The organism is Caproiciproducens sp. NJN-50, assembly GCF_004103755.1.
GTDB lineage: Bacteria > Bacillota > Clostridia > Oscillospirales > Acutalibacteraceae > Caproicibacter.
The window spans coordinates 2357879-2375266 of sequence record NZ_CP035283.1; the positions used below are offsets into that span (position 1 = coordinate 2357879).

The 17388-nt window shown below is 47.1% G+C and carries 17 protein-coding genes and 1 riboswitch; of the genes, 13 read left to right on the forward strand and 4 right to left on the reverse strand.

Going from position 1 to position 17388, the window contains the following annotated elements; all coding sequences use genetic code 11:
- The first annotated feature begins 118 nt into the window (after window positions 1–118).
- The 10 genes from EQM14_RS11390 (at window position 119) to EQM14_RS17030 (ending at window position 9479) form a co-directional block, all read left to right on the forward strand.
- Entirely contained in the window at window positions 119–838 is a 720-nt protein-coding gene (locus EQM14_RS11390; protein WP_128743152.1) for a LytR/AlgR family response regulator transcription factor, read from the forward strand.
- Entirely contained in the window at window positions 835–2067 is a 1233-nt protein-coding gene (locus tag EQM14_RS11395; RefSeq protein ID WP_128743153.1) for a sensor histidine kinase, read from the forward strand. The genes EQM14_RS11390 and EQM14_RS11395 overlap by 4 nt, the downstream gene beginning before the upstream one ends.
- Window positions 2068–2505: 438 nt before the next feature.
- Window positions 2506–2646: riboswitch (FMN riboswitch) on the forward strand.
- Between the two features lie 172 nt (window positions 2647–2818).
- The gene (gene ribD, locus EQM14_RS11400) at window positions 2819–3922 is read left to right on the forward strand and encodes a bifunctional diaminohydroxyphosphoribosylaminopyrimidine deaminase/5-amino-6-(5-phosphoribosylamino)uracil reductase RibD (RefSeq protein ID WP_128743154.1); all 1104 of its coding nucleotides are present in this window, start codon (window positions 2819–2821) and stop codon (window positions 3920–3922) included.
- Window positions 3904–4542 (forward strand): riboflavin synthase, encoded by a 639-nt coding sequence (locus tag EQM14_RS11405; RefSeq protein WP_128743155.1) that lies wholly within the window; start codon window positions 3904–3906, stop codon window positions 4540–4542. Before ribD ends, EQM14_RS11405 begins: the two co-directional genes overlap by 19 nt.
- An 11-nt stretch (window positions 4543–4553) precedes the next feature.
- Entirely contained in the window at window positions 4554–5753 is a 1200-nt protein-coding gene (locus EQM14_RS11410) for a bifunctional 3,4-dihydroxy-2-butanone-4-phosphate synthase/GTP cyclohydrolase II (protein ID WP_128743156.1), read from the forward strand.
- A gap of 13 nt (window positions 5754–5766) precedes the next feature.
- On the forward strand, window positions 5767–6234 hold the full coding sequence (gene ribH, locus EQM14_RS11415) for a 6,7-dimethyl-8-ribityllumazine synthase (RefSeq protein WP_128743157.1): 468 nt from the start codon (window positions 5767–5769) through the stop codon (window positions 6232–6234).
- Window positions 6235–6571: 337 nt separating this feature from the next.
- Entirely contained in the window at window positions 6572–7300 is a 729-nt protein-coding gene (locus EQM14_RS11420) for a LytR/AlgR family response regulator transcription factor (RefSeq protein WP_164919055.1), read from the forward strand.
- A 391-nt stretch (window positions 7301–7691) separates the two neighbouring features.
- Complete coding sequence (locus EQM14_RS11425; RefSeq protein ID WP_164919056.1) at window positions 7692–8603, forward strand: sensor histidine kinase; 912 nt, start codon at window positions 7692–7694, stop codon at window positions 8601–8603.
- A 127-nt stretch (window positions 8604–8730) separates the two neighbouring features.
- The gene (locus EQM14_RS11430; protein WP_243112516.1) at window positions 8731–8895 is read left to right on the forward strand and encodes a cyclic lactone autoinducer peptide; all 165 of its coding nucleotides are present in this window, start codon (window positions 8731–8733) and stop codon (window positions 8893–8895) included.
- Window positions 8895–9479 (forward strand): accessory gene regulator ArgB-like protein, encoded by a 585-nt coding sequence (locus EQM14_RS17030; protein ID WP_128743160.1) that lies wholly within the window; start codon window positions 8895–8897, stop codon window positions 9477–9479. Before EQM14_RS11430 ends, EQM14_RS17030 begins: the two co-directional genes overlap by 1 nt.
- Window positions 9480–9836: 357 nt before the next feature.
- Here the strand turns inward: EQM14_RS17030 and EQM14_RS11440 are convergent, their stop codons facing one another.
- Window positions 9837–11255 (reverse strand): sensor histidine kinase, encoded by a 1419-nt coding sequence (locus EQM14_RS11440; protein WP_164919057.1) that lies wholly within the window; start codon window positions 11253–11255, stop codon window positions 9837–9839.
- An 8-nt stretch (window positions 11256–11263) separates the two neighbouring features.
- Window positions 11264–11965 carry a response regulator transcription factor gene (locus EQM14_RS11445; protein WP_128743162.1) on the reverse strand — a complete coding sequence of 234 codons (702 nt, stop codon included), beginning with the start codon at window positions 11963–11965 and terminating at the stop codon, window positions 11264–11266.
- Window positions 11966–12122: 157 nt separating this feature from the next.
- Between EQM14_RS11445 and EQM14_RS11450 the strand changes: the two genes are divergently transcribed.
- Genes EQM14_RS11450 through EQM14_RS11460 form a run of 3 tightly spaced genes read left to right on the forward strand, consistent with a single transcriptional unit; the run spans window position 12123 to window position 14372 of the window.
- On the forward strand, window positions 12123–12884 hold the full coding sequence (locus EQM14_RS11450) for an ABC transporter ATP-binding protein (protein WP_128743163.1): 762 nt from the start codon (window positions 12123–12125) through the stop codon (window positions 12882–12884).
- Window positions 12877–13617 carry an ABC transporter permease gene (locus tag EQM14_RS11455; RefSeq protein WP_128743164.1) on the forward strand — a complete coding sequence of 247 codons (741 nt, stop codon included), beginning with the start codon at window positions 12877–12879 and terminating at the stop codon, window positions 13615–13617. The genes EQM14_RS11450 and EQM14_RS11455 overlap by 8 nt, the downstream gene beginning before the upstream one ends.
- Complete coding sequence (locus EQM14_RS11460; protein WP_128743165.1) at window positions 13614–14372, forward strand: ABC transporter permease; 759 nt, start codon at window positions 13614–13616, stop codon at window positions 14370–14372. The genes EQM14_RS11455 and EQM14_RS11460 overlap by 4 nt, the downstream gene beginning before the upstream one ends.
- A gap of 642 nt (window positions 14373–15014) precedes the next feature.
- Here EQM14_RS11460 and EQM14_RS11465 read toward each other — a convergent pair.
- Both EQM14_RS11465 and EQM14_RS11470 read right to left on the reverse strand, forming a co-directional pair.
- The gene (locus EQM14_RS11465; RefSeq protein ID WP_128743166.1) at window positions 15015–16340 is read right to left on the reverse strand and encodes a class II D-tagatose-bisphosphate aldolase, non-catalytic subunit; all 1326 of its coding nucleotides are present in this window, start codon (window positions 16338–16340) and stop codon (window positions 15015–15017) included.
- Between the two features lie 161 nt (window positions 16341–16501).
- Window positions 16502–17350: a class II fructose-bisphosphate aldolase gene (locus EQM14_RS11470; RefSeq protein ID WP_128743167.1), complete on the reverse strand. Its 849-nt coding sequence runs from the start codon at window positions 17348–17350 to the stop codon at window positions 16502–16504.
- Window positions 17351–17388: the final 38 nt, after the last annotated feature.

Here is a 17388-nt window from a genome sequence, read left to right on the forward strand (position 1 = left end):
TTCGTCTGCTGAACTTGTAAAGTTTGGCCGCTGTGGTGTAAAGTTTTGCAGCTGTCTGTTTGACCATTTGTTTTTTTCATGCTGATTGTATGTTAAAATCGGTATGGGAGGCGACAGAATGCTTCGAATTGGAATTTGTGACGACGAGAGCGGTGCGCGGGATGCGCTCCGCTTTTCAATAGAACATCTGCTTCGGGAAGAAGAAGGGAAAGTCTTTTATGATTTTTCATCTGGCGAGGGTGTCATACAATGGCTTACGAAACACTCCGGCGAGCTGGATACCCTTTTTCTGGACGTGGAGCTGGGCGGAATATCCGGTATGGAAACGGCAAAGCAGATCAGGGAGCACGATACAAATCTTATGCTCGTATTCGTCACCGGATACTCCGACTTTGTATTTGACGGGTATGCTGTCGGCGCTATGGACTACCTGGTAAAACCCGTGAAGGAAGACAAGCTCCGACTGGTGCTTGATCGCGCGCAGAAGCTGATGGAAAGCCGCAGGCCGCAGACGTTCACCGTGCAAAACGCGGAGGGCCTGTACCGCATTGCTAAAAAAGACATTCTCTACCTGTGCAGCGAAAGGCGTCTGGTCAAGGTTTTAACCGAGGCGAGGGAGTATGCCTATTATGGCAAGCTGGATGACGCTCAGGCTACGCTTGGCTCAGGTTTCATCCGCATTCACCAGAGATATCTGGTCCGTGCCGGAGCGGTATCGGAAATTGAAAAAAGCGGCGTCAGAATCGGCGATGCCCGGTTGCCGGTCAGCCGGGCATTCCGTCAAAGCGCGATGGCGGCGTTGGCAAAGGACATGATCGAAGGGGAAAGCCGAATATGAGATACTGGTTTAACAGCCCCGTTATGATGACGGCGGGCTTTTTCAGCAGGTTCGTCACGGCGTCTCTGATTATGCGGATCGCGATACTGTTTCTGCCTATCCGAAAGAAACGATGGGCGGAGCCAATCCTATATCTTGGCTGTCTGTTCTTTACCAGCATGGCTGTCTTTGTCGGAGATCCGGTCAACTTGCCCGGCGCGTTCCTGGGCTTCGGATGCGTCGTTTTTCTTTGCTGCGAGGGGAGCTGGCTGCAACGCCTCTCCATAGCACTGATTCTGTCCAGCATTGGGTTTTCTCTCAACGCACTCGTGGACAGCATGTTTCTATTGTACAGCATCGATCTTCTCAAATGTTTTCTTTGGCTGACAGTTTATCTGGCGCTCAGACGCTTTGCACCAAAGCAGGAATACAACCTATCGACTCAATTATGGGCGCTTATAGATGTGCTGGCGCTGACGCCTCTGGCCGCCACATTTATCACCGTTCTTCTGGGAAATGAAGAGGGCGGAAGCGGAGAGCCGCGCGTTTACCTTCTGCTTCCGGTGGTCACGCTGACCTCCATCGGCCTCTTGTGGGCCGTCGTGGTGCTAGCCCGGCAGCAAAAGCTGGAGCAGGAAAAGAATTTTTATGAGATGAACCGTATGTACTATCGGAATCTGGAGCAGGAGCAGCTCCAAGTTCGGCGGCTCAGGCATGACTTGGCGAACCACCTTCAAACCATGTCGGCACTGCCGGAACCGGAACTGAGGGACTACCTGAACGGGCTGATCCATTCTCCGGTGATGGAGCACACGCGAAAATTTTGTGAAAACCAGATTATCAACATTGTTTTGGCGTCCAAAGCCGCCATCATGGAGCAGCATCAAATCCGTTCAGAAGTGGAAGTGTCCGTGCCACAGGGAATCCAAATTCAGGACCCGGACCTGTGCGCGGTATTTGCGAACAGCCTTGACAACGCGATTGAGGCCTGTGATAAGCTGCCAGAAAGGCAAAGGCATATCTCAATAAAAGCGAGAACGGACAAAGGGCTGTTTGTTTTAAAGGTGCAAAATCCTTCCACTGAAAAGCCAGTTCTCGAAGCTGGCATTCCAATCACGACAAAGAAGGACCGACATTCCCATGGCTTCGGCCTTTCCAGCATCCGGGAGATCGCCATGCGGCACGGTGGGTCTATGGAAATAACAGAAGAGGAAGGCATGTTTACGCTTCTTGTATATTTCCCGTTCTAATTCGAAAGGAAGGCCTTACAAAAGTTGTAACTACAGTCTGCCATCAGGCAAATCCTTATAATTGGTGTTAAATTCAGTTCTCAATATGATCTGCAAGTCCCGTTCCGTTACATATTTCTTGATTTAAAAGCTGCGGGCACAAGGTGCAGGATGTTTAGATAGTTGTTCGTGAAGAGTTCGGTCGCCCACAAAATTCACGGACAGGGACGGATTTTTCACGTAGGTGCCACAGAAGTAACCTGTCAACAAAATAAGGAGTGATCGCAACGGCGGAATTGATCTATTCGCGACAGAGATTCCTGCATCACTGATCTGGTTCTCACCGGCCGGATAAGCCCGACTAAGCTATGCATTATAGGTATTTATCGAATTTGAATTAAATAATATTGATTTTTTTATCAACCGGCGTATAATTAATTCAAACAACTGAATAATTTAAAATGTCTTCAGGGCAGGGTGAAATTCCCGATCGGCGGTATAGTCCGCGAGCGCGTAAGCGCAGGACTTGACATTATGTTCAAGTCAGGATTTGGTGAAACTCCAAAACCGACAGTAAAGTCTGGATAGAAGAAGATGTGTTGAAATTGTGTTTGATGCCGAAGTAGTGTTCGACAACACTTTGCTATACCATCAAAGCCGAATTTATCGCGCTGGATGGTTTTGTAGGCATTCCAATACACCTAAATTTTAACACCTGAAAGACATTTCCAATGTTTTCAGGTGTTAATTTTTTATTTTAGGGGTGTTGCGATTGTCTGACGAAACTTACATGAAACTGGCGCTGGAATACGCACAAAAAGGCTGCGGCTGGGTTAACCCAAATCCGATGGTCGGAGCAGTTGTTGTAAAAGATGGCCGTGTGATCGGCACGGGATATCATCAGCGGTACGGAGAATTGCACGCGGAACGGAACGCGCTGGCCTCCTGCACGGAACCGCCGCGGAACGCGACGCTGTATGTGACCTTGGAACCGTGCTGCCATTACGGGAAAACACCGCCGTGTACGGAGGCAATTCTGGAAAGCGGCATCCGCCGCGTCGTGGTCGGTTCGGTCGATCCGAATCCGCTGGTTGCCGGAAAAGGAATCCAGATTTTACGCCGGCACGGGATCGAAGTCTCCGAAGGCGTGTTATGTGAAGCCTGCACCGGGCTGAACGAGGTGTTCTTCCACTTTATCCAGACTAAAACGCCTTACGTTGTGATGAAGTACGCCATGACGATGGACGGGAAAATTACCACACGGTCCGGCCGATCAAAGTGGATCACGGGCGAAACCGCCCGCAGGCGCGTACAGGAAGACCGGCATCGGTATACCGGCATCATGGCGGGTGTCGGCACGATCCTCGCGGATGACCCGCTTTTGACCTGCCGCCTGCCGGGCGGCAGGAATCCTGCTCGCATTATCTGCGATTCCCGGCTGCGGACACCGCTGAACGCGCGGGTTGTGCGGACGGCGGGAGAGGCTCCCACTATTCTTGCCACCTGCTCACGGGATGAGGCCCTTGCGCATTCCTACCGGGATGCCGGATGCGAAATCCTCACGCTTCCGTCGAAGGATGGGCATGTGGATCTGCGTGAGCTCATGGCCGCGTTGGGGGAAAAGAAAATTGACAGCGTTTTGCTGGAGGGCGGCGGCGCGCTGAACTGGTCGGCACTGCAAAGCGGCATCGTCAACAAGGTACAGGCATACGTCGCTCCGAAGCTGTTCGGCGGCGCCGATGCGAAATCTCCGGTAGGAGGAATCGGCGTGGAAGACCCGAAGAAGGCGTTCCGGCTTGCCTCGCCGCAGGTGACGCAGCTGGGAGAAGATATTCTGCTGGAAAGCGAGGTGCTCCCATGTTCACAGGAATCATAGAGGAAACGGGAATCATCCGTTCCATCAAAAGAGGCGGGCGCTCCGCCGTCCTGACCATCGGCGCGTCGGCGGTTCTGGAGGGTTTGAGGCTGGGCGACAGCGTCGCGGTCAGCGGCGTGTGCCTGACGGTCGTTTCCCTGTCGGAAGATTCCTTTTCCACCGACGTGATGCACGAAACCGCCGCGCGCTCCAACCTTTTGAATAGGAACGTCGGCGGCACGGTCAACCTCGAACGCGCCATGCCGCTGAACGGACGGTTCGGCGGGCATATCGTCACGGGGCACATCGACGGAGCCGGGGGCATCAGTAAGGTGCGGAAAGATGAAAACGCAATCTGGTTCACCATCCGGACTTCCCCCGGCATTCTGCGGTATGTGATCGACAAAGGGTCCATTGCCATCGACGGCATCAGCCTGACCGTCGCGGGCGTAACAGAGAATGATTTCAGCGTATCCGTGATTCCGCACACGGCCCAAAATACCACGCTTGGGGAAAAGCGCGTCGGGGACACGGTGAATCTGGAAAACGACTGCATCGGAAAGTATGTGGAAAAGCTGCTCCGCACACCGGGAGGACAGAGCGGCATCTCAAAGGAATTCCTTGCCCGGTATGGATTTTAGGAGGGATCGGCATGTTTGCGTTCAGTACGATAGAAAAGGCGCTTGACGATTTGCGCCAGGGAAAAATCATCTTAGTAACGGATGATGAAAATCGGGAAAACGAAGGGGATCTGATCTGCGCCTCTGAATTCGCCACGACGGAAAACGTCAATTTTATGGCGGTGCACGGCAAAGGGCTGATTTGTATGCCCATGAGCATTGCGCTCTGTCAAAAGCTCCGGTTTCCGCAGATGGTTTCCGACAATACCGACAATCATGAAACGGCGTTTACGGTTTCCGTCGACCATGTAAGCACCACAACGGGCATTTCCGCCGAAGAACGGGGCATCACGGCCCGCGCCTGTGTAAGCGGCAGCGCAAAGCCCGAGGATTTCCGCCGCCCCGGCCATATGTTTCCGCTGATGGCGAAACCGAACGGGACTCTGGAACGGAGCGGGCATACGGAGGCTACCGTGGACCTGCTGAGGCTTGCGGGCCTTACGGAGTGCGGCCTGTGCTGTGAGGTCATGAGCGCAGACGGACGAATGATGCGGACACCCGGACTGATTCAGCTCGCCGGTCAATGGGGGCTGGCCTTTATCACCATCAAGGACTTGCAGGACTACCGGAAAAAGCACGATAAGCTGGTCGAGCGTATCGCCGTTGCCAAGATGCCCACCCGGTACGGAAATTTCACCGCATATGGATATGTCAACAAACTCAACGGGGAGCATCACGTCGCGCTGGTCAAGGGAGAAATCGGAGATGGGGGGAACCTGTTGTGCCGCGTCCATTCCGAATGCCTGACCGGCGATGCGTTCGGCTCCCTCCGCTGCGACTGCGGACAGCAGTTCGCGTCCGCCATGACGCAGATCGAACGGGAGGGACGCGGTATTCTGCTCTACATGCGGCAGGAAGGCCGGGGCATCGGGCTGATCAATAAGCTCCGGGCCTATGAATTGCAGGATCAGGGCATGGACACGCTGGAAGCGAACAAGGCGCTTGGCTTTGCGGGCGATTTGCGGGAATATTTCATCGGCGCACAGATTCTCCGGGATTTGGGAGCCAAAACGCTGCGGCTTTTGACCAATAATCCCGACAAGGTGTATCAGCTTGCCGATTACGGCATGGAGATTGTAGAGCGGGTCCCAATCCAAATGGACGCCACCCCCTACGACCTGTTTTATCTAAAAACAAAGCAGTCCAAGATGGGACATATTCTCAATTATTGAAGGAGTTTTTACAATGAATATTTTCGAAGGAAAACTGGTGTCCAAAGAGATCCGGATCGGCATTGTAGCCGCCCGCTTCAATGAATTTATCACCTCGAAATTACTGTCCGGCGCATTGGATGGCCTGAAGCGCCACGACGTATCGGAGGACAGCATCGATGTTGCATGGGTCCCCGGCGCGTTTGAAATTCCGCTGATCGCGTCAAAAATGGCGAAAAGCGGAAAATATGACGCGGTGATCTGCCTCGGCGCTGTGATCCGCGGAAGCACAAGCCATTACGACTATGTTTGTAACGAGGTATCCAAAGGCATTGCACAGACGGCGCTTGCCAGCGGAGTTCCGGTGATGTTCGGCGTACTTACGACGGAAAATATTGAGCAAGCCATCGAGCGCGCCGGGACCAAGGCAGGCAACAAGGGCTTTGACTGTGCGGAAGGCGCGATTGAGATGGTCAATCTGATCCATACGATAGAAAAATAGCCTTATTCCGTACTAATGTTGCCAACTGCTTAAATAAGAAAAAGATAAGCCCGCCAAATAAAAAAGCAAGGGTTCGGCGGGACATTCCTTATGTCTCATTTGATACGAATCCTCCAAGCTCGCGGGTTTGGGGGATTTTTTATGCCAATAATACCACTAGAGGAAATAGCCTCAAGAATTATGTCAAATTATGAACCGGATAAACGATTGCGGTCCGATATAAAAATCTTAGTTTAACAACGAAATTTTTGTCGGAATTTTCTCGAAGCAATACAGTAATTATTTAATTGTGATATTATGTTCTCAAGAGTAATTATTATTGTTGGGAATGATAATAGTGTTAGAAATTGCCTTATGTGATGATGATAAAGCGGAACTTGAAACCATAAGAGCTATGATTGAGAACCATTGTAAAAAAATCCATCTGCAGGTGATAATTTCTAAATTCGAAAATGGTTGCGATTTGCTAAAAAGTCCTAAAAAGTTTCACGCTATTTTTCTTGACATACAGATGGAACAGCTTGATGGTATTCAAACGGCCGTCGAGATCAGAAAAAAAGACAAGCATACGAAAATTATCTACGTGACCAACTTTTCAAATTATCAAACAGACGCTTTCACCGTAAGAGCATTTGGCTACATCGTGAAGCCGGTATCATGCAAACAAATCTGTGACCAGATCGACGATATTATAGCTTACTCATACCAGGAATCTCAAAGGGTAACCTATACCTTTAATACAAATGCCGGGATTAAAACAATAGATACAAAAGACATTTATTATTTCGAATCATACAACCATAAAACAAAAGTGCAGTGCAAAAACATTGCTTATATAATATCGGATAGTGTAATCAATATTTTCGATAAATTTAAACCCTATGGTTTTGCAATGCCGCATAAAAGTTTCGTAATCAATTTTTTACATGTTTCCAGTGTAAAAGGATATGACATTATTCTCACAAATGGAATGAAAATTCCTATTTCTCAGAAAAGGGCAGTTGAATTTAAATCGGAATTTCATTCATATTTAAAAAACAATTTTAATCTATTATTCAGAGGTTAAAACAATGTCTAATCCAATAATAGCATGGATATCTTATATTATCTCATGTACTTTCGAAGTATATGTTATATATGGCTTCATGGACGACATGTACCAAACTAAACTTCCTAAAATGAAGCGAATAATAAGCTATATCGTATTTGTGAGTCTATGGCTTTACATAAATAGTTTAAGCAATCCAATCTATAATATTTCCTATTTTGTAATCTGCGTTTTTGCAATATGGTTTTTTATTTATAAACAAAGAGAACTTAAAGAAGTCATACACATAATAATTTTAATCATTACTTTTGCCGGTTGCGATACCCTTATTTCTTCCCTATTTTCGATAATAACTGGTTACTTGCCGATTTATGAAAACCAATCGATCTTTTTTCTTCCGGATGTTGTCATGATACAAGTGATCCTGTTGGGAGCTAAAGAACTATTAGTTTATATTTTTAAACAAAGCACTTATAATTTATATTTAAGACAAACCATATTGTTTAGCATTATACCTATTTTAAATATTGCGATCATCTATATAATTGCTGTTATCGCCACATATCAATATAGTGAAGGCATCTCATATTTTATTATTACTCTACTGTCAATTTTTTCTGTCATTGTTAACTTTGCTATCATTTATCTGTTTAAAAATATCTTGAAGTCCAATCAATTGGAAAGAGACTACTCATTAATGAAGCAACAACTTGATATGCAATATAAATTTTACCAGCAATTAGAAATTGATTATAACAACTCCCAAAAAGTAACTCATGATATTAAAAATCATTTAAGTGTAATAGAAACCCTATTTAAAGCCAACCAAGTGGATGAGGGACTGGAATATTCCAAAAAATTGACAAATATAATAGAAAATCTCAGTATGAAATTTAAAAGCAATAATCAGATACTCAATATTATTATTAATGAAAAAATTAAAATATGCAACCTTAATCACATTGAATTTATCTATTCGGTCGAAAACCTTGATCTAAGTTTTATGGAAAATATAGATATAACTGCTATTTTCGCAAATCTCTTCGATAATGCAATAGAAGCCTGCAGCAGGATATCAACTGATAAAAAGCAAATTGAGCTTCGTATTTACAAATTTAATAATATGTTGATCATAAATCTTATTAACACCATCGATAATGCACCGAAAACAATCGATGGAAAATTTGTTTCAAGCAAAAAAAGTCATAGCGCAGTAGGCTTATCCAATGTTGAAGCTTCCGTTAAAAAATATGATGGAGACATTTGTATAAGCGTAGAGCCGGATAAATTCTCTGTGAGTATAATGTTTCCCCCGGCTTAGTCAAGCAAAAGCGATATTTTCCAAATCATAATATAATATGTATTTCAGTCGAAAAAGCTGTAAGTTGGACAAAACTTATTGAATTTGCTCGAGCTATCATTATAATGTAAGCAAATTTATATAAGGAGTGGTTAACTTGGACAGCAAAAAGAATAGCATCAAAACGTTCGCATTAAAGCTGGTATCCAAAGTAGCATTTTTAGAGGCGTATCAATCCGCCAATACTTCTTGTATATGCTTGTCATATCAGCCGAAACTGCCATCCGCTGCAAAAAGGCTTAGAAAATTCTAATGTTCAAAATCCTCGTCGATAAGATTGTCGATGCATTGTGTAAGAGCGGCCTTGTCACTTCGGATGATAAAGAAATTTATCAATTTGGTGTCGAGACTGCTCTTCTCAAATGTATCCACATCTCTACAATGCTCCTCATTGGCCTGAGCTGCGGATTGTTTTTAGAAACTCTTTTGTACCTTGTTTTCTATTTGACTCTTAGAATCTACGCGGGCGGATACCACGCAAAAACAAAATTCGGCTGCTATGCGATATCTTGGCTTATGATTATTTCTGTAGTACTATTAACAAAATATTTTCCATTTCAAACATATCTAATGAGTTGGACTTTCATCCCATTCTTTTTTGCTATTTTCTTTTTAGCACCGGTTTCTAATAAAAATAAGCCCTTAGATTCCTTAGAAAAGCAATACTATGGAAAAACTGTCAGAAAATTATTAGCAGTTGTTTTAGCGTTTTCTATTTTCCTATATTTCACAAAAAATACTCACATGTTATTTATCGTTTACTTAAGTATAGTCGCATTAGCAATGATGCTTATAATTGGCTTCATCCAAAACAGACATCTACAGAAGGCATCTTGATAGGTTTGAGGAGGATGCTATGTATTACAGTGAGATATCGAAGAGTACAGTAACAGAAGAAGAAGCATTAATGCAAATTGTACACCTGTGCAGCAAATGGTTTCAGTACTCCCATCCAAAAGGCGATCTTTCTAATTATTTAATGAAACATTCGGACATCTTTTTAATTGAAAGATGGCCGGATTTTAAAAAAATAGATTGATCAAATGAAAGGACCTGCGATTTATTAAAGGATCGCAGGTCCTTTCATTTGAATATCTTTTATATACTCAATCGGTCTGTTTCCTGTATGGCTTCTTTTGTCCGCCTGATTCCTGAACTGTCATAATCCGCTTGCATACCGGTCCTTTTTCATAATTATTCGTACTGTTTCCGATCCGGCTGGATTAAAGGCAGCGACAAAACGTTTCTAAATCCATGTCCGGGAGTGCTATCAATCTCAAATTGTCCATGATGAGCCTTTACAATTTTCTGGACAATCAAAAGCCCCAACCCGTGCCGCTGTTCTCCATTGCTGTCTTCACTCATCATATAGTGAGGTGTATTTTGAAGCTGTTTTAACTGATCCGGCTGAGCACCGACGCCATCATCTCCCACTGCTATTTTACAAACGTCGCCCTGCTTTTCCAAGCGTAAAAATATGGCGCACCCATTTGGATTGTGCAATTGGCTGTTTTGAATAAGATTAGAAACGGCGCGCACCAAAAGTCCCGCATCTGCCCGTATGATGAGATCATCCGCCTGCTTATCCATATCCCAGTGTATGGGATAGTTTTTATCTACGCTGGAGTTTAAAAAATCGACTGCGGCTTGTCGAAGCACTGTTACCGCCCTGATCGCTTGCATATGAATGGGTTGCATATCATATTCCAGTTTTGAAATCAGATTTAAGTCGCTGATGAGATTCCTAATACGTATGCTTTGCATCCGAATGATGGATGCTTTGGTGCGGTTTTCCGTACTCAGCGCATCGTCCTGCTCTAATTGCTCCGAATATCCCATTACCAGTGAAAGAGGTGTGCGAATATCGTGCGACACACCGGCGATCCAATTGGTACGCGCCTGATCCTTCCGCTTGATTTGTGCATTCTTCTCTTGCAGGGCGCAGGAGGTTTCATTAATACTTTTGGAAACAGGTCCCAATGTCCCCGATTCTTTTAATTGTACCGGTTTCCCCTCTGAGAGGGCTTGGACTCCTTCCACAAGAGGATCGATGAAAAATATGGTTTTGCGGCTGACCCAAAAATAAATGACTCCGATCAATAAAAGATCAAGCAAAAGTATTGTGACGGCAAAGCCTGGAATGATACGAATCGCATTCACGGGAATGGCACGTAAGTTGTTGGAATAGGTCCCTCTTGGATATCCCTCCACTAAGAGATCATCGTGGTATTTCGTGCAGAAAACCGGATAGCCATTCAAATACCCCTGCGTAAACTGCGCAGCGTCTGCTATCGTATAAGAGGTTTCAACATCGGACGGTAATGCATAGCCCCACAAGACCTTTCCTGAGATATGATCCACAAGCATAGCCCATGCATGACACTGCTTAAGGTTGTTTTCAAATGAGGTGGAGAGTTTATAAGAATTTTCTTCTTCTTTCAGATTTTGAGAGGTCTGACTCAACACGGTGGAGGGGCTGATCGGCACTGTATCAGAACGTATGATCCCATAGAATACGATAACGTATAACAGAATATCTAAAATCAGAATCAGAAAGGCGGAAAGTAGCAAACCTAATATCGTTCGTTTCAGTAGATGCCGGATATTTTTCATCGTTATTCTCATCTGCCCTTCAGCATCAGCTTGTATCCCAATCCTTTTACTGTGATCAGAGAAACGGGCTTTGAAGGATCGGATTCTATTTTCTCTCGGATTCTACGGATGTGTCCCATCAACGTATTTTCGTAACCGTAATAGGCATCTCCCCATACGGATTGAAGGATCGAATCGATTGTAACAATTTTCCCCGCATTTGAAAAAAGGGCGGATAATATATCGTGTTCTTTCGCGGTCAGTGGAATCGTAGTCCCATTTTTATAAACCTCGGCTTTTTCAAGATCAACCGTGCAGGCCTCCAGTGACAGCTCGACTGCGTTTTCTTTGTAGGTCCGGCGCAGCACCGCATAGATGCGAAACAGCAATTCTTTTGATAAAAACGGCTTAATGATATAATCGTCGGCACCTAAACCGAACCCACGAAAGCGATCTTCTGCGTCCCCGCGGGCAGTGAGAAACAGGACGGGGATATCGGAAGCCGCACGAATATCCTGCATCAAATGAAAACCGTCCCCGTCGGGCAGCATGACATCCAAAATTGCGAGAGCCGGCCTCTCCCGCTCCAGGGCCGATTTGGCGCTTGCGACCGTGGAAGCGGTCACGATGGAGTGGTATCCGTCCGCTTCCAGAACTGAAACAATCAATTTTAAAAGCTTCGGTTCGTCATCGACGATCAGAAGCTTTTTATTTTTTATGTTGCTTTCCATTCCACGTACCTCCGCAGAAGAGCTTAATCAAAGTATACCATATGGCTTCCGCAATGCAAAACCGTCACGAAAAAGTAAGGTAAATATAAGATTGGCCGCAGGATGGCATAAGGTTCGGGTGATAAACTGTGGGCATTACAAATAAGGAGCACAGAAAATGAATATCATCGAAACGCACAATCTTTCTAAAACATTCAGAGGATTTCAAGCCGTAAGCGGGCTGAATCTGCATGTTGCCAAGGGAAAAATCTACGGCTTTTTAGGCCCCAATGGTGCCGGAAAATCAACCACGATGAAAATGTTTCTCGGGCTGACAGACCCGACCGGTGGCAAATTTACCATTGACGGAAAACGCTATCCGCAGGACCGGGTGAAAATTCTGAGCGAAATCGGTTCGCTCATTGAAGCTCCCTCTTTCTATTCCAATCTTACTGGAGAAGAAAATCTTGACATTGTCCGCCGCATTCTCGGGCTTCCGGCCGAAAGCGTTCAGGGTGCATTGGAGCTGGTCGGCCTTTCCGAGTTCGGAAAGCGGCTTGCAAAAAAGTATTCCCTTGGAATGAAGCAGCGTCTCGGGCTTGCCTCGGCCTTAATCGGAAACCCGCCGATTCTGATTCTGGATGAGCCTACCAACGGCCTTGATCCGGTTGGAATCCACGAAATCCGAACTCTGATTCGTTCTCTTCCAGAAAAGATCGGCTGCACCATTCTGATTTCATCCCACCTGCTGTCGGAGATAGAACTGATGGCGGATGATGTCGGCATTTTGAATCATGGGCATCTTCTTTTTGAAGGGAGCATGGATGACCTCCGGGAGCAGGCAAAGCAAGACAACTTCGATACCTCAAATTTAGAAGAAATGTTCCTTGCTATGGTGGAGCAGGATAACGCAAAAAGGCAGGGAAGAAAACATGCCTGATTCCTGTTTTTTCATTGAATGGCGCAAACTGAAAAGAACTCATTTAGCCTTTATTATGCTGCTGTCCGGTATTTTAGGCGGGCTATACGCTTATGCATTTTTTGCTACACAGGGGAAAAAAATTCTCCGTCTACCTGTCGACCCAATTGACGGGCTGCTGACACAAACCTATGGCATGATCGCTTTGCTGAACGTTTTATCCATTACTGTGGCAGCCTCGCTTCTCTTTTACATTGAATACAACTCATTTGGAATCAAGCGGATGATGACGTTGCCGATCAGCGCGCAGAAATTGTTTTGCAATAAGGCACTGATTCTTCTGCTTCTTTTCCTCGCCGCTTTGCTATTTGAATTTTTGGGGCTTGCCGTGTCCGGAATTCTATTTCTGCCGCAGAAATGGGAAAGTATCGGGTCAATTGCGACATTTTCCTGCTATGTGTTTTTACTGTCGGTTCCTTCCATGCTTTTTATGCTTTTTATGTCGGCCCTAAGCAAAAACATTTGGGTGACGGTCGGAATAGGCGTGGCGGGTTTGTTCAGTGGTTTGGGATATGGTGCGGCCGGAAACGGAAATCCCGCTTTTTTGATCGATCCGTTTGCTTTGTTGTTCTATCCGGCGACGGTTACGAAAAGCACGCCCAATAGTGCTGTAATTGCACTTGCCGTGGCTGATGTGGTCATATTGCTTGCCATTATACAAAATGTTTTGAAAAGGAAGGAGTGGGACCAATGAGTTTGCTTTCCGGGGTACGGCTTGAATTTAAAAAAATCAAACGTTCGATGATTCTTCCGCTTCTGGCGGTTCCTTCTATTCTCGTGATTATAACGGGAATGGCTTCCATCGGTAAATATCTCTCTAGTCAACCTAAAAACGCATGGGAAATGATGTTTGTCCAAAGTTCCCTGATGTTTGCCTATTACCTGATGCCCCTTAGCTTGATTATCATTTGCGTCATGATGCTTCAGACAGAATATGCTCACCGCTCCATCATCAAAGTTTTGACTCTCCCGATCCGGCAGGAAAAAATAGCGTTGGCAAAGCTGATTACCATTGTGTTGCTGACTGCTGTCGAATTAATCCTTTATTTTCTGCTGTTTATCGCAGCGGGAAGTATCACAACGATGGTATCAGGTGTTTCGGTAGTCACACCAATACCTTATCTCTTAAAATGGTGCGTACTCCTGTTTGTGTCGGCTTTGCCGATGGTGACAATTTTTTGGGCCATTACGGTTTTGACACATCGTCCAATCGCGGCGATTGCGATCGAATTTGTATTCGTTCTGCCGGGAATTTTAGTATCCAATCTGCCCATTTGGTGGGCCTATCCGTTTAATTATCCCGGATACCTTATATCCTCAGAACTGAGCCACCTTTCCGGTTCGTCCCAAACGGCCAATCTTCCACAGTTTTGGATTGCCGCCGTTGTTCTGACAACTGTATCCGCAGCGTTGTCAATCCAAAGGTTTGCTAAGGGTGAAATTGAATAACAAGAAGGTGTTATTACAGGAATAAAAAAGGATTATTTCCGCTCATATTAAGCCTTTTGCCTATTCACACTCCCATACAGAGAATTATTTATCCCTTAGCGACAGCAAATATTGTCAGTCTGTTAGCCGCAATGATTATCTCTGTTATACAACTTGTCAAGCACAAGAGCGGAATACTTACAAAAATCGCAGAAAAAGAATAAAGGAATGGCCCGGTGTTTCCCATAGCGGAAACGGCGGGCCATTATGCTCATAACCGGAGATTAAAACTCATATACACTATTTCAGATTGCATCCCAGTTTTTCGGCTTTTCCAATGCACCCGTTTTCAGAATATCACTTTTATTTTCAACGGATGGAATTAGCAGATCTCCAAGGTCGGTCCATTTCTGATATGACGTGATGAACTCATACGTTTTGACTAAACCGTCAAACTCAGATTTTGGGTCTGTTCAGCACGAGCCAGTAAGATACCTTCTTTCATGTTGCTTGTCAGACGCAATAAAATCACAACTAAACTAATTTCTCCTGAACAAAAGGCCATTATTGCGGGAGCGTTTTGCCCCGACCCCAGTCGGTGCTTGACGTTAAGTCTCAGCCCGGGCTGCAATTTAACACTCTCTTTCCAGTGGCTCTTCTGTATTAAACGGAGATGGCCGCGGGGAGATAACCGGTAGCAATGAGATAGTCATTTATGTATTCCTTGATTGCGCTTTTGATGATGGATTCGGCATCCGGCTTTAATTTCCCCTTCCGGATTTGCCGATATTGTATGGGCAGATATTGCTCAATGACATTGAGCGGGATTTCCGCGTGGTTCACATTTTGGATCAGCGTGTTCAGGGAATCCTGCACCTCCGGATCGGGCAGATAATAGCGCGCGCGGTCGGAGAAGCTGTATTTCCGCTTGATCGCCTTCTGCGTCTCGGTGCCGTGGTAATGTTTTTTCCAGTTGCCCGGGTTGGTAAGCATCGCGCGCTCCAGCGTTTCCCTGAATTCGGACAGAACGATGCCGGAATTGTGCAGCACAGTTTTTTCCACATCCTCCAGCGCGAAGATCGCCTCGCGCAGCGCGAACGTGAAGGCGGGACCGACCTTCAGGATGGCGATGCCGTCCTCCACCATTTCTTTCAGTTTTTCCTTCGTCTGATAGTCGGTCGAGTGTCCCTCGAACACGACGCCTCCGTAGTCCTTCAGAGAATCGGTCAGTTCTTTGGCGGCTGCCCGATCATATTCGATGACGGAATCGTCGGCGAATTCCACGCCGGGCTGGACCACGACGCCGACCACGCGGGAAAATGCTTCTTCCAGCCCCTTCGCGGCGAAGGCTTTGCGGAACGCTTCAAAGGTCGACCTGAATTCCGCGGGCTTTGTCACCGCGACCGAGCTCTCGTTTTCCTGCGCACCGCCGGGGATGGGAACCTCGCTGCCGATGATATAGACCGGCTTGGGGGCCTCCGGGTTGCTCCGCTGATATTCGGCATATGCATCCTCCGCCACCCGGCAGAGTTCGGCCGCCCTGCGGGAGATCGTTTCCTCGGAAAGGCGGGTGTTCCGGTTGTCGTCCGCCACGCGCATGCTGGTGTCGATGTGGATCTTGGTGAAGCCGGCAGCCGCGTAGTCATGCAGCAGCACGCGGGATTTCTCCATTGCCTCCGCTTCGTTTTCATCCTGCCAGGTCAGCGGGCCGAGATGGTCGCCGCCCAGAATCAGCTTCTCTTTCGGGAACCCGACTTTTTGCGCGATCCCATTCACAAACCTGACAAAATCAGCCGGGCGCATGCCGGTATAGCCTCCGAACTGATTGACCTGGTTCGCCGTAGACTCGATCAGGACCGGGCTGTTGGTCGCCAAGCCGCTTTCCATTGCCGCTTCCAGCACATAAGCATTCGCGCTGCAGCAGGAATAGATACCGCCCCTGCCGGTTTCCTTCCGTTCTTCTATCATATAGAGCATCGGGTTTTTCATCTTTTGGTACCTCCATTCAAAAATAAAACGGGGTCAGTCCTCGTTGATGAGCATGATTTTCCCGTTGACCTCCCCGGTTATTTCGAAGAGCGGTTGATCAATTCGAATCCGCTTGTGTAAAACAGCCCGCTTTCATTTCGCTTTTCTCTCCTTTGCAATACTCAGGCTTTTCCGTCGCAGCCGCAGACCTTCATGCGTTCCATGACCTGTCGCTTGACCGCCTCGCGGGCTTTGGCACCGTATCGCTTCGGGTCGAACACGCCAGGATCCTGTTTTAAGTAGTCCTTCACAGCGTCGCTGAACACGACGCGCAACTCCGTCGCGAAGTTGACCTTGCAGATGCCGCAGCTGACGCAGTTGCGGATTGCCTCGTCCGTCAGGCCTGAGGCGCCGTGCAAAACCATGGGGACGGTAAGGACCTTGCGCAGGGTGGAAATAAGCTCGACATTCAGAACGGGCTTCGTCTTGTAGACGCCGTGCGCCGTGCCGACACCGACGGCCAGTGAGAAAACGCCGGTTTCCGCGACGAAACGGACGGCTTCGTCCGGGTCGGTATAGCCGGTGCCGGAGCTTTCCGTGTCGTCCTCCTTGCCGCCGACCTTTCCGAGTTCGCCTTCCACGGGAATTCCGCAGGGTGCACAGGCGGAAACCACGGCCTTCGTGATGGCAATGTTTTTGTCGAGAACCTCTTTGGAACCGTCGATCATGATGGACGTATACCCCGCCCGCAGGGCCTGAACGGCGAGGTCGTAGCTGTTCCCGTGGTCAAGGTGCATTGCGACGGGAACGGAGGCATTCTTCGCCGCGGCGCTCACGTTTGCGCAATACAGGTCGAGACCGGCATATTTGATTGTGCCGGGTGTGGTCTGGATCATGACCGGAGCGTGCAGCTCTTCGGCGGCCGCAATGATCGCCTGCACCATTTCCATGTTTTCGGCATTGAAGGCACCGACGGCATAGCCGCCCCTCTGCGCGTCAAGAAGCATTTGTTTCGATGTTGTCAGTGGCATAAGTCATTTCCTCGTATAATAAGATTCGCAGACAGTTT